Source organism: Micromonospora sp. M61, assembly GCF_018070245.1.
Taxonomy (GTDB): Bacteria; Actinomycetota; Actinomycetes; order Mycobacteriales; family Micromonosporaceae; genus Micromonospora; species Micromonospora zamorensis.
In genome coordinates, this window is record NZ_JAGPYA010000002.1 from 52,344 (window position 1) to 64,913 (window position 12,570).

A 12,570-nucleotide genomic window follows, 5' to 3' on the forward strand; every position below is an offset into this window, starting at 1 on the left:
TCATGATCGGCTTATCCGTGGGCGCGCTATTCGGATGCGGCCGGGACGGTTCCCGTGCGACCGACCACAAGATCACAAATCGTCGGCCCGAAAGGAACCGGACAGTGTTGCGCGCCGGCACAGAACGTGTCGGCGCGCTTTTTGCGATAGTGCGATTCAGTTTTGTCGAGGTGGAGATCAGGTCAGCGCCGGCTCGGCCAGACGGAGCAGATCGTCCGCCTCCGCCGCAGCCGCCGCGAGCCGATCGTTGTCGGCACGCAGACGCGTGATCTCGAACTCCAGTGCCTGCACCCTGGCACGCAGTCGGGTGACCTCGTCGAGCAGACGCCGGTCGGGCGCTGCACCTACGTGGCCGTAGAGGGCCTTCGCCATGCTGACTCCTTGATATGCGCTGCCGGAAAGGCCGGCCAACGCGCGCCCATTAAGTACGCGGCTGTCATTCCAGGCTGTATCTGGGCATGACCGGGCGCGACTGGCGACACCTATATATTGAGCCGAAACCCCCTCCTTCGTCAAGTTCTCGCAGGCCGTAGATCATCTCCACGTCGACCTGTCCACTTGTCGGGGGGCTGCCTTCAAGGCACGGACACTCTCTGTCCGGACACCTTTACTGTACGCCCGGATTTCCGGAAGTCCGCCCCCTCGCGTCCGACTTCCCCTTAACTCTTCCTTAGCCACGTTGCCGCAGCTCGGGGGCGCGCCGTAGCGTCACCCCGGCCCGCAACCGACCCCTGGAGGCATAGGCGTGTACGGCTGGACCGACCCGATGGACCCGAACGGCGCACCCCGGCGCGTCGAACGGCCGACCGACGAGCCGGCCTGGCTGCACGACCGTCCGGAGCCCCGCTCGGCCTACCTGTTCGGTGACGACTCCAACCAGACCGGCGACGAGTGGCACCCGGAGCAGCCCTCCGCCGACTGGCAGTCGGGCCCGGCGACACCCGCCGCCTCGGCCGACGCCCACACCGCCACCTGGCCGGCCCACCGCCCCGATGGCGGGAGCGGCGCCTGGGCCAACAGCCGCCCGGCCGAGGACCCCACCGGCGGCTGGCACCCGGACACCGACGCGGAGACCACCGGCGGCTGGCACACCGACGCCGACCCGGAGACGACAGTCGGCGTTACCGGCCGGCCCGGCGAGGGCCGGCACCGCTCCCCCCGCCGCTGGCGCAAGCCACTGATGATCGGAGGCGCCGCCGCAGCGGCCACCCTCGTGGTGAGCTTCGGCGTCGGCGCGCTCGCGCTGCCCGGCGGTGACAACGGGGGCAGTCAGCCAACCGCCGTCGACGACACCTTCGCGACGGAGGCCCCGGCCGAGCAGCCGGCCATCGACACCCTGGCCGCACCCTCCCCATCCGCCACGCCCAGCCCGGCGCAGCCGAGCCCCTCGCCGAGCAAGGTCGTCAAGCCGACCCCGGCGGCATCACGGACCACCGCCGCGTCGCGCCGCAGCGTCGAGCGCAGCACCGCGCCGAACACGAACAGCGGGTCCAGCGGCTCCAGCGGCACCGTCAGCGCCCAGGCCCGCGAGGTGGTGAACCTGGTCAACGCCGAGCGGGCCAAGGCCGGCTGCAAGGCGCTGAGCATCGACGCCAAGCTGATGACCGCCGCACAGAAGCACAGTCAGGACCAGGCCGACCACCGGAAGATGTCGCACACCGGCAGCGACGGCAGCAACGCCGGCACCCGCCTGAACCGGGTCGGCTACACCTGGCGCACGTACGGCGAGAACGTGGCCTGGAACCAGAAGACCCCGGCCGCGGTGATGGATGCCTGGATGAACAGCTCCGGCCACCGGGCCAACATCCTGAACTGCGCGTTCACCGAGATCGGCGTCGGCATCGCCAACAGCAACGGGCCGTACTGGACGCAGGTCTTCGCCGCGCCGCGCTGACCGCGCGTCGTCCGCGCCCCCGCGCTCGTTTGACCCGGTGAGGTACGTCGGGCCGAGGGTGCGGGGCGGCGTACCGGTGCGGGCGGCGACGGGCCGTCCGGGACCCGGGAGCTGCCGATGTGGATCCGGCCGCGGCGACACGTCGCCGTACGCCCACTGCGCCGCGTCCTGTCGGCCGGCGTCGCGCTCCTCCTGGTCGTGCCGGCGTACGGGTGCCGAGCCAAGCTGACCCCGCCCGGCGCGCCCACCGCTTGGCCGGCCGCGTCTGCCCGCACCTGGCAGTGGCAGTGGCAGCTCAGCGGCCCGCTCGACCCGACGGTGGAAGCAGACGTCTTCCTGCTCGACCCGGTGGTCACCACCACCGAACAGACCACCGACCTGCGCTCCCGGGACCGCCGGTTGATCTGCCAGGTGCACGTCGGGTCGGTCCGCACCGCCGACCCGGACGCCAGCCGGTTCCCGGACATCGTCCAGGGCTCGACCGGGCGTCGGCCCGGCAGCCGGTGGCTGGACGTGCGGAGCTGGGACGCGCTCAAGCCGGTGCTGGCCGACCGTTTCCGACTCTGCCGGGGCAAGGGCTTCGGCGCGGTGGCGCTCGCCGACGCCGACGGGTACGCGTCCCGCACCGGCTTTCCGCTCGACTTCGACGACCAACTGCTGTTCAACCGCCGGCTGGCCGAGCTGGCCCGCTCGCTGAGCCTCTCCCCCGGGCTGGTCAACGACGTGCCCCAGCTCGCCGCACTGGCCCCGGACTTCGACTTCGTCGTCAACGAGGAGTGCGTCCGGCTGGGCCAGTGCGCCAAGCTGCTGCCGTTCGTCGATGCCGGCAAACCGGTCTTCCACGTGGAGTACGCCAGCTCGACCGACGAGTTCTGCGTCACCACCGTCGGCTACGGCTTCGCGTCGATCCGGAAGGACCGTCCGTTGGACGCCTGGCGGGAAGCCTGCCCCCTGCCCTGACACGGCTGTGGGCCGGGCCGTGGCCCGGCCGTGGCCGTGGCCCGGCTGCACCCAGCCCGGCTGCACCCAGCCCGGCTGCACCCAGCCCAGCCCCGCCACACCCCACCGCTCCCCGCCCCGCTGGCCTCCGCCCCTTGATCGACTCGTCTCTCATGATGTCGCGGTATCAGGCGGCCTGGGATACCGCGACATCAATGAACCCGAGTTGATCAAGGGGCAAGAACGGCGAGCGGTGGGGCGGGGACGGCGCGGGCCGTTTCCGGATGGGGTCAGGGCACCGGCACCAGCTCCGGGGCGGGGGCCGGCGGGTCGGCCGGCGCGGGCGCCGGACGCGGGCGCAGGAAGCGCGGGGCCCACCAGTTGGCGTCGCCCAGCATGGTCATCAGTGCCGGCAGCACCACGCCCCGGATGATCGTGGCGTCCAGCAGGATCGCCGCCGCGAGGCCGATGCCGAGCTGCTTCATGTCGATCGTGCTCAGCGTGGCGAAGATCGAGAAGACCCCGACCATCACGATCGCGGCGCTGGTCACCACCCCGGCCGAGGAGGTGATCCCGTAGGACACCGCGTCGCGGTTGGGCATCCCCGCCCGGATCCCCTCGCGGATCCGACTGACCACGAAGACGTGGTAGTCCATCGAGAGGCCGAAGAGCACCACGAAGAGGAACAGCGGCAGCCAGGACACGATGGCGCCCATCGAGGTGAAACCGAGCAAACCCTCGGCCCATTCACCCTGGAAGATCAGCACCAGCAGCCCGTACGCGGCGCCGGCGGAGAGCAGGTTCAGCGCGATCGAACTCGCCGCGATCACCACCGACCGGAAGGTGAACACCATGACCAGGAAGGTCAACACCAGCACGAAGCCCATGACCAGCGGCAACTTCTGCCGGACGTGAGCGGCGTAGTCCTCGCTGTCGGCCACGCTGCCGCCGACCGCGTACTCGATGCCGGGGATGCCCCGCAGCTCCGCCGGGACCAGGTCCGCGCGCAGCTTCTCCAGTGACTGCACCGACCGGTCGTCCCGACTGGCGTACGGGGTGGCCACGTCCAGTACCGACACCCGCCGGTCGGCCGACACCTCGATCTTCGGACCGTCCGCCTCGACCGGAGCGAACAACGGATCACCGGCGGCACGGGTGGACAGTTCGGTGAGGGCGGCGCGAACCCGGTCGGCCTGCTCGGCCGGCGCCCGCACGGCCACCACGTGATTGGTGCCGGTGCTCGGGAAGGCGGCGGTGAGCCGGTCGTACGCCTGCATGGCCGGCGTGGTGCGGGGCAGGTCCTCCATGCCGGGGAACTTCAGCTTCATGCCGAGCGCCGGCGCTGCCAGCGCGAGCAGCAATCCGACCGAGATGACCAGCGTCACCACCGGAGCGCGTAGCGCGGGCCGGAGCACCGCGGGCCAGAGCCGGGGCTTGCGGGGCTCGCCGTGCCGGCCGGTGCGCGGCGCGGTCAGCCGCCAGAGCAGTGGCACCCTGGGCCGGTCGACCCAGCGGCCGAGCTTGGCCAGCAGGGCGGGCAGCACGGTCAGCGAGCCGGTCACCGCGACGGCGACCACGAGGATCGAGCCGACGGCGAGGGACGAGAAGACCACGTCGCCGGCGAGCAGCAGCCCGGCCATCGAGATGATCACCGCGAAGCCGGAGACCACCACCGCGTGTCCGGAGGTCTCCGCGGCGATCTCCACGGCGTCGAGGCCGGATCGGCCCTTGGCACGTTCCTCCCGCTCCCGACGGATGTAGAACAGCGAGTAGTCGACCCCGACCGCCATGCCGATCAGCAGGATCACCGGGGCGGTGGTGTCGGTGGCCGGCACCAGGTGTGAGGCGAGAGTGGACAGACCCATCGCGGCGGCGACCGAGGAGAGCGCCAGCAGCACCGGCACGCTGGCCGCGATCAGCGCCCCGAACGCGATGATCAGGATCGCCAGGGTGACCGGCAGGCTGAGCAGCTCGGCACGCTTGAAGTCCTTGCCCAGGGTGTCGTCGAGGGCCTGGCCGATCGACGGCCCGCCGACCTGCTCGACGCGCAACTGCGGGTGATCGGCCTGCACGCCGGCGGTGGCGTCGCGCAACGGCTGCACCCGTTCCGATGCCGTCTCCGGGTCACCGGACATCGTGATCGGCAGCAGCAGCGCCGAGCCGTCCCGGGCGGTGACCGGCTGGCCCACCGAGGCGACCCCGACGACAGTGCGCAGCCGGGCCGCCGCGTCGTCGGCCGCCGCCCGGGCCGCCGCCTCGTCCAGCGCACCGCCCCGGGAGGTGATGAGGACGTTGTCCACGGCCGGGTCGTCGAAGTCAGCGGCGTCCACGATCAGGCCGGCCCGCCCTGTCTCGCCGATCGCCTGGTCGCCGCTGGTGGCCTCGTTGAGACCGGCGGCGCTGCCGCCGACGAAGCACACCGCCACGAACACCGCCCACATTGCGAGCGCCCGCCACGGGTGCTCGGCGCTCCACCGCGCCAGCCGCACCGTCACCGGTCTTTTCCTCATTCCGACTCCCCCTGTCACGTCAGCCCCCCAGTGATCGGTGCTGACGTTAGGTGCGTGACGAGGCGGTCACATCGGGGATCCGCCCCGGCGCACCCCGGAATCACCGCAGGGCGCGCGGGGGTCGGTTCGGCGGGCGTCAACCCGCTATCGGGACGTACGCCAGGGTCCAGCCCGGAGCGGCCGGCCGCGACCCGCCGGCACCACCCCGGAGTCGGCTCCGGGTCATCCCCGAAGGGAACCCCGGGGCCGTGGCTGGCAGTGCGGGCAGCTGTACGAGGACCGGTTCATGAACGCCTCGCGTCGGATCGGTGCGCCGCACCGCCGGCACGGCTCACCCTCGCGGCCGTACGCGTTCAGCGCCCGGTCGAAGTAGCCGCTCTCGCCGTTGACGTTGACGTAGAGGGCGTCGAAGCTGGTGCCGCCCTGTGTGATCGCCTCGCCGAGCACGTCGCGGACGTGGCCGAGCAGGCGTTGCGCGGCAGGGCCGGTCAGCGCGTCGGTGGGTCGGGCGCCGTGCAGCCCAGCGCGCCAGAGCGCCTCGTCGGCGTAGATGTTGCCCACCCCGGAGATCAGGGTCTGGTCGAGCAGGGCCCGCTTCACCTCGGTGTGCCGGCGGCGCAGCGCGGCGACGAACTCCGCGTCGGAGAACTCCGGGTCCATCGGGTCGCGGGCGATGTGCGCGATCTCGTCGGGCAGCTCGGCGCCGCCCTCACTCACCGAGAGCCCGCCGAACGTGCGCTGGTCGACGAAGCGCAGCTCCGGCCCGTCGTCGGCGAACCGGAACCGGACCCGCAGGTGGGTCTCGTCGGTGGTGCCGGGTGGCTGGAGCAGCATCTGGCCGGACATCCCGAGGTGCCCGATGATGGCGTCGCCGCTGTCCAGTGGCAGCCACAGGTACTTGCCGCGACGGCGGGCGTCGAGCACCGTCCGGCCGGCGAGCACGTCGGCGAAGTGCACGTCACCCGGGATGTGCCGACGGACCGCACGCGGGTGACGGACCTCGACCGAGGTGATCCGGCGGCCGACGACCCACTGGGCCAGCCCTTGCCGGACGGTCTCCACCTCGGGCAGCTCAGGCACCCCGTGACCCCGTCTCGTGGCCGTCGGCACCCCCGGCCGGCAGTGCCTGCGCCAGGTGGTCGGCCTGCTCGGCCTGGGCCGCCCGCTCGGCGCGCTCCAACGGCCCGAACGGCTCGTCGGAGTCGGCCGAGCCGCCGCGGTCGACCGGCTGGTCCTCGCGCCCGTCGCCGGCCCGCCCGTCCTGACCGTCGTCGTTCTGGCCGTTCTGCTCGGCGAGCGTCCGCCAGGCGGCCTCGGCGGCGCGCTGCTCGGCCTCCTTCTTGCTGCGCCCCTCGGCGCCGCCGTACCGGTTGCCGGCCACCACCACCCAGGCGGTGAACGTCTTCAGGTGGTCCGGGCCGGTGCCCTCGATCCGGTACTCCGGGACGCCGAGCCCCAGCGCCGCCGTCAACTCCTGCAGGCTGGTCTTCCAGTCCAGGGCGGCGCCCCGGCCGGCCGACTCGGCCATCAGCGGGTCGAAGAGCCGGTGGATGACGATCCCGGTGGTGTCCAACCCGTACTGGAGGTAGATCGCGCCGAGCAGCGCCTCCAGCGTGTCGGCGAGGATGCTCGCCTTGTCCCGGCCGCCGGTGGTCTCCTCGCCCTTGCCGAGCAGCAGGTACGCGCCGAGGCCGTCCGGGCCCAGACCACGGGCGACGTCGGCGAGGGCCCTCATGTTGACCACGCTGGCGCGCAGCTTGGCCAGCTGCCCCTCGGGGAGGTCCGGGTGGTTGTGGAAGAGCGCCGTGGTGATCACCACGCCGAGCACCGAGTCGCCGAGGAACTCCAGCCGCTCGTTGGTGGGCAACCCGCCGTTCTCGTACGCGTACGAGCGGTGGGTCAGCGCACGCTGCAGCAGCTCGGGTTCCAGGCTCACGCCGAAGGCGGCTTCCAGGTGACCGACGGACGCCCGCCGCCGCTTGTCGTTGCTCATGATGTGCGTACCTCGGTGTCGGTGGAACGGTCGGTGCGGTCCGTCGCGGCGTCGCCGTCGAGCAACGCGGAGACCAGATCGGTGGCGCGCCGCCGCCACAGGTGAGCGGCGAGAGCTATGCCGGAGGCGACGTCGTCGGCGCGGGCGGAACCGTGGCAGACGACCACAGTCCCCGCGACGCCCAACAGGGCGGCCGCGCGGGGCGCGCCACCCCCGCTGGGAGGGCCGCCAGCCATGGCGTACGCGCCCTCGATGGCCTTGAGCAGCACGTTACCGGTGAAGCCGTCGGTGACGACCACATCGGCGCGCGCGCCGAGGGCCACGTCGTACCCCTCGACCAGGCCGACGTAGCGCGCCCCGCCGGGGAGCGGCTCGACGGCGAGCAAGGGGTCGGTGGCCCGGCGGACCCGGTCGCCCTTGCCGGCCTCGGTGCCGACCGAGAGCAGGCCGACCCGCGGCGCGGCGATCGAGTGCGCCACCGCGGCGTACGCGGCGCCGAGCACGGCGTGGCGGGCGAGAGTGGCCGGGCGGGGTTCGAGGGAGCCGCCGACGTCGAGCAGGACGACCGGCCCGGCCACGGCGGGCAGGGTGGCGGCCAGGGCAGGTTGGCGGATCTCCGGCCAACGGCCGAGGCCGAGGACGGCGGCGGTGACGGTGGCACCGGTGGCACCGGCGGACACCAGGGCGTCGGCGGTGCCGTCGCGAACGGCGGTGACCGCGGCCCGGACGGTGCTCTCCGCGCGGGCGGCACTGGGGTGGTCGGCCATACCGACGACATCGCGGACGGGCCGCACAGTGATCCGGGCACGTTGCGCCGGATCGAGGGCAGCAATCATCCCGTCGGCGACCTCGGTCGGGCCGACGAGGAGCAGGTGCAGGTCAGGGTCGGCGCGCATGGCCCGCAGAGCGCCGTCAACCACGACGGCGGGAGCGTCGTCCCCGCCGAGGAGGTCAACGGCGATCCGCGCGGTGCCCGGCTCCACCGGGACGCCGGCCGGAGTGGGCCGGGCGTCGGAGGGAGCCGGGGCACCGGGCGAATGCCAGGATGCGCGCGCCGCCCGACCTGGGGTCGGGGGCGTCACTCGGCGTCCAGGTCAGACCTCGAGAACCTGGCGGCCGTTGTAGGTGCCGCAGACGGAGCAGGCGGCGTGCGGCAGCTTCGGGGACTTGCACTGCGGGCACGCAACGGTCGCGACCACGGTCGCCTTCCAGTTCGCCCGGCGGGACCGGGTGTTGCTGCGCGACATCTTGCGCTTCGGGACGGCCACGGTTCTTACTCCTCTGTAACGGTCATTTGCGACAGGCCCGCCCAACGCGGGTCGATCTGCTGGTGACTGTGGTCGGCCGGCAGATCGTCCCAGTGCGCCCCACATTCAGGGCACAGTCCTGGGCAGTCCTCCCGGCAGAGCGGGTTGGTCGGCAGCGTGAGCACCAACGCGTCCCGCAGCGCCGGCTCCAGGTCGATCAGATCGCCCTGCATCCGGCCCACCTCGTCCTCGTCGGTCGTGGCGTCCGTGGTGCTGTCCTCGTACGCGTACAGCTCCTGGATCGTCACGCCCATCGAGTCGTTGATCTCGCGCAGGCAACGGCCGCACTCGCCCTGAACGGGACCGGTGATGGTCCCGGAGACGAGCACGCCCTCGGACACCGACTGCAACCTCAGATCGAGGTCGAGGTCCGCGCCCTCCGGCACGCCGATCAACTCCACACCGAGGTCCGCCGGTGCCGGCACGACCCGCCGGACTTCACGCAACGCGCCAGGGCGGCGCGGGAGGTCCCTCGTGTCGAGGACCAACGGCGACCTGGGGTTGAGTGTCGATGGCGAGTGCTTGGGCATAGTCAGACTCCGGCCGGTGAGAGGCCGACAAAAAAGGTTACCTGGACGACCGCCGGACCGTCGAACCGGGGGCGACGCCCGCCTGAGAAGTCGGCTGGTGAGGTGCCGCTCAGAAGGGTAGCGGGCGTTCCGCCTCATCCCCAGCGAAGGTGCCGATCTCCCGCAGTGCGTGCATCTTGTCCCGGCCGCGCTCTATCGAGGCCAGCGCCCGGGTGAGGAACTGCTCGAAGTTGGCCAGCGCGGTGTCGACGTAGTCGTCGACCTCCTCACGCAGGCGCTGCGCCTCGGCCCGGGCCTCGGCGATGATCCGGGCACCCTCGTGCTCGGCCGACACGGTGATCTCGTTCACCGAGACCAGGCGGGCGTGTTCTGCCTCACCCTCGCTGATGATCCGGTCCGCCTCGCGCTTGCCGGCCTCCATGATCTTGTCGCGCTCCTCCAGGAGAGCGGCGGCGCGACGCAGGTCGGCGGGGAGGTCGGCGCGCATCTCGTCGAGGACCGCGATCATCTCACCCCGGTCGACCATGCAGTTGTTACGCGACATCGGGACGGAGCGGGCCTGCTCCACCATGGCGATCAGTTCGTCGATGCGATCGAGCGGGTCCACCGGTACCTCACTCCTGTCGTTCTTCGGCCGACCTCCATGATGCGGGCTACGGCCGTTCCCCGCGCCACCAATCATGTCGTGCCGGCCCCACACCGGCCCCATCCACCCCAACCCGGCGCGTCGCGACATCGTCACACCGCGCCCACCCTGCCCGCACTCTTGCGTCAATTTTCCGCAAAAGGGGCGTCACGGCGACCGAAGCGGCAGGACCGCCGGACGGGGAGTGTCAGGGGCGGGGGCCGAGCCGGGCCTGAAGGGCCTCACGGACCAGGTCGGGGACGTGCGCGGAGATGTCGCCACCCCACTTGGCCACGTCCTTGACCAGGCTTGAGGAGAGGAACGAGTAGAGCGGGTTGGTCGGCATGAAGAGCGTCTCGACGCCGGCCAGCCCGATGTTCATCTGGGCCATCTGCAACTCGTAGTCGAAGTCGCTGACCGCCCGCAGACCCTTGATCAGCACGCTCGCCTGCTGGGCCCGACAGAAGTCCACCAGCAGCCCTCGGAACGACTCGACCCGCACGTTGCCGTACGACGAGGTCACCTCGCGGAGCATCTCGATCCGCTCCTCGACGGTGAACAGGCCACTCTTCGACTGATTTATCAGCACACCGACGATCACCTCGTCGAAGAGCCGACTGGCCCGCCCGATGATGTCGAGGTGTCCGTTGGTGACCGGGTCGAACGAACCGGGGCACACCGCACGTCTCATGATCGGCGACCGTACCAAAGGGTGGTCTCGCCGTAACGGCGACTGCGCTCCGGGGTGATCCCGTCCACCCAGTCGAACTCCCTGGTCCGCCGGGACCGCTCCACCACCACCAGCGCGTCCGGCGCCAGCCAGTCGCCGTCGACCAGCGTGGTAAGCAGCGCGGTGATCTCCGCGTCCGGTACGGCGTAGGGCGGGTCGGCGAAGACCACGTCATACGGCCCACCGTCCGGACCGGCGGCCAGCACCGTCGCCACCTTGCCGGTGACCAGGCGGGCGGCGGGGCCGGCACGCAGAACCGCCACGTTCTCCCGGATCACCCGGGCCGCCCGCGCGTCCGACTCGACCAGCAGCACGTGCGCGGCCCCGCGGGAGAGCGCCTCCAACCCGACCGCGCCGGAGCCGGCGTACAGGTCGGCGAAGCGGGCGCCGTCGAGGTCGACCTCGGCCTCGACGGCACTGAACAGCGCCTCGCGGACCCGGTCGGAGGTGGGTCGGGTGCCGGCACCGGGGGGCGCGGCGATCCGCCGGCCGCCGAGCGTCCCGGCCACGATCCGGGTCACGGTCTCCTCCTGCTCATGCCCGCGACGCTACGCGAGCCGGAGGAGATCACGACCGACACCACCCATGTCAGCGTGGGCGCGTTCCCACGCTTCGTAACCGCGTGCCGCTCCAGCCGGAGTGACCACCGGAACGCAGCCGGGCGGCCGCTCTGTGGCTGGTCGGGGCACACGCAGCCGCTCCAGATCCATTGCGGAGCCATCGACGTCGGAGATCCACGGTGATCAGCTGGACACCATCCGTACATCAAAGATCACGAATTCGTTACATTGCCTTCTGGCAATGATCTGAACTCCCCTCATTCATGACCCGTCAGTACAGTCACCGTCTGTCCCCGCTTCGCGCGGGAACACCCCCGCGTCGCGCGACACCCCGGTGAGCAGACGACCCGCCCGGTCGTCCCGCCTCCCGTCCCTCCCGCACGCGATCCGTACCCCCTCACCAGGAGCCTGCGTGAACCCTCCCAAGACTCCGTTCCGGCGCATCGCGGCCATCGCCGCCGGCGCGCTGATCGGCCTCACCGGCGTAGCGACGGTCGCCTCCCCGGCGCTCGCCCACCACACCACCATCTCCGGCACCGCCTGCAAGACGGACACGAAGGGCGTTTACCGCGTTGAGTGGAAGGTGGTGAACAGCGAGCGCGACCTCGCCGGCACCATCACGCAGGTGTGGACCCCGTCCGGCACCGCCATCACCGGCATCGCGGCGAACACTGCGCTGCCGAAGCCGTCCGAGGGCGACGTGGTCGGCGTGCAGTACACCAAGAAGGACGCCAAGCTGGAGCTGAAGGTCACGGCGGAGTGGACGCGCGGCGGCAAGCTGCACACCAACACCGCCTCCGGCACCGCTGTCGTGCGCAAGAACTGCGCCGCCACGCCGCCGACCGCCACCCCCACGCCGACGAAGCCCACGCCGACGCCGAGCGTGACGCCGAGCGCGACGCCCTCCAGCCCCGCGCCGACGACCCCGGCCCCGACCACGCCGGCCCCGACCAGCCCGGTGCCGACCCCGCAGCCGAGCGAGCCGACCGGCCCGCTGGTGCCGGAGGAGCCCAACGCCCCGGTGTTCGAGATCATCTTCGACTGTGACGCACTCGTCGTCACCGCCGACAACCCGGCGGACGGCATCACCGAGACTCTGGTGCTCACCTCCGAGAAGAAGGTCGTCAAGAAGCTCGAGCTGGTCCCGGGCAAGAAGACCGAGGTCTCCTTCGAGGCGTACGAGGGGCTGACCGTCACTCCGAGCATCGACGGTGAGGAGGGCGACGCCTCCGAGGCCGTGAAGTGGGTCAAGCCGGCCGAGTGCAACCCGGGTCAGGGTGGCGGCAAGGACGAGCCGACCCTGCCCCTGACCGGTGCCGCGACCGGCGGGATCATCGCGGGCGCCGTGGTGCTGCTCGCCGCTGGTGCTGGCCTGTTCGTGATGGCGCGTCGTCGTCGGGTGCGCTTCACCGCCTGAGACAACCCGCTCTGACAACTGAGGGCGCGTCGACCACCCGGTCGACGCGCCCTTGGTCTGTTGCG

Annotated in this window: 12 protein-coding genes and 1 pseudogene; 3 read left to right on the forward strand and 10 right to left on the reverse strand. The window is 71.7% G+C overall.

Going from position 1 to position 12,570, the window contains the following annotated elements; genetic code table 11:
• Nucleotides 1-177: 177 nt before the first annotated feature.
• Complete coding sequence (locus tag KBX34_RS01410) at nucleotides 178-372, reverse strand: hypothetical protein (protein WP_007456482.1); 195 nt, start codon at nucleotides 370-372, stop codon at nucleotides 178-180.
• Between the two features lie 373 nt (nucleotides 373-745).
• Between KBX34_RS01410 and KBX34_RS01415 the strand changes: the two genes are divergently transcribed.
• Both KBX34_RS01415 and KBX34_RS01420 read left to right on the forward strand, forming a co-directional pair.
• Nucleotides 746-1,894 carry a CAP domain-containing protein gene (locus KBX34_RS01415; protein ID WP_307871301.1) on the forward strand — a complete coding sequence of 383 codons (1,149 nt, stop codon included), beginning with the start codon at nucleotides 746-748 and terminating at the stop codon, nucleotides 1,892-1,894.
• A gap of 117 nt (nucleotides 1,895-2,011) precedes the next feature.
• Entirely contained in the window at nucleotides 2,012-2,854 is an 843-nt protein-coding gene (locus tag KBX34_RS01420) for an endo alpha-1,4 polygalactosaminidase (protein WP_210922818.1), read from the forward strand.
• 269 nt (nucleotides 2,855-3,123) lie between these two features.
• On the opposite strand, the gene KBX34_RS01425 is transcribed toward KBX34_RS01420, so the two are convergent.
• The 9 genes and pseudogenes from KBX34_RS01425 to rsmD all read right to left on the reverse strand — a co-directional run bounded on the left by KBX34_RS01425 (nucleotide 3,124) and on the right by rsmD (nucleotide 11,049).
• A complete protein-coding gene (locus KBX34_RS01425; RefSeq protein WP_210922819.1) occupies nucleotides 3,124-5,343 on the reverse strand; it encodes an MMPL family transporter in 2,220 nt (739 codons plus the stop codon).
• Between the two features lie 222 nt (nucleotides 5,344-5,565).
• Nucleotides 5,566-6,423: a bifunctional DNA-formamidopyrimidine glycosylase/DNA-(apurinic or apyrimidinic site) lyase gene (gene mutM / locus KBX34_RS01430; RefSeq protein WP_088946600.1), complete on the reverse strand. Its 858-nt coding sequence runs from the start codon at nucleotides 6,421-6,423 to the stop codon at nucleotides 5,566-5,568.
• A gap of 166 nt (nucleotides 6,424-6,589) precedes the next feature.
• Nucleotides 6,590-7,336, reverse strand: a pseudogene (rnc, locus tag KBX34_RS01435) (ribonuclease III); the annotation flags it as partial.
• Nucleotides 7,333-8,319: a hypothetical protein gene (locus KBX34_RS01440; protein WP_088946598.1), complete on the reverse strand. Its 987-nt coding sequence runs from the start codon at nucleotides 8,317-8,319 to the stop codon at nucleotides 7,333-7,335. The gene KBX34_RS01440 and the pseudogene rnc, both read right to left, overlap by 4 nt.
• Before the next feature lie 111 nt (nucleotides 8,320-8,430).
• Nucleotides 8,431-8,604: a 50S ribosomal protein L32 gene (gene rpmF, locus KBX34_RS01445; RefSeq protein ID WP_030335284.1), complete on the reverse strand. Its 174-nt coding sequence runs from the start codon at nucleotides 8,602-8,604 to the stop codon at nucleotides 8,431-8,433.
• A gap of 5 nt (nucleotides 8,605-8,609) precedes the next feature.
• The gene (locus KBX34_RS01450; protein WP_088946597.1) at nucleotides 8,610-9,173 is read right to left on the reverse strand and encodes a DUF177 domain-containing protein; all 564 of its coding nucleotides are present in this window, start codon (nucleotides 9,171-9,173) and stop codon (nucleotides 8,610-8,612) included.
• A gap of 109 nt (nucleotides 9,174-9,282) precedes the next feature.
• Nucleotides 9,283-9,780 (reverse strand): hypothetical protein, encoded by a 498-nt coding sequence (locus tag KBX34_RS01455; protein ID WP_099851159.1) that lies wholly within the window; start codon nucleotides 9,778-9,780, stop codon nucleotides 9,283-9,285.
• A 226-nt stretch (nucleotides 9,781-10,006) separates the two neighbouring features.
• A complete protein-coding gene (coaD, locus tag KBX34_RS01460) occupies nucleotides 10,007-10,489 on the reverse strand; it encodes a pantetheine-phosphate adenylyltransferase (protein ID WP_088946595.1) in 483 nt (160 codons plus the stop codon).
• The gene (gene rsmD, locus KBX34_RS01465) at nucleotides 10,486-11,049 is read right to left on the reverse strand and encodes a 16S rRNA (guanine(966)-N(2))-methyltransferase RsmD (RefSeq protein WP_210922820.1); all 564 of its coding nucleotides are present in this window, start codon (nucleotides 11,047-11,049) and stop codon (nucleotides 10,486-10,488) included. Before rsmD ends, coaD begins: the two co-directional genes overlap by 4 nt.
• 451 nt (nucleotides 11,050-11,500) lie before the next feature.
• On the opposite strand from rsmD, the gene KBX34_RS01470 reads away from it, so the two are divergent.
• The gene (locus KBX34_RS01470; RefSeq protein ID WP_210792144.1) at nucleotides 11,501-12,505 is read left to right on the forward strand and encodes an LPXTG cell wall anchor domain-containing protein; all 1,005 of its coding nucleotides are present in this window, start codon (nucleotides 11,501-11,503) and stop codon (nucleotides 12,503-12,505) included.
• Nucleotides 12,506-12,570: the final 65 nt, after the last annotated feature.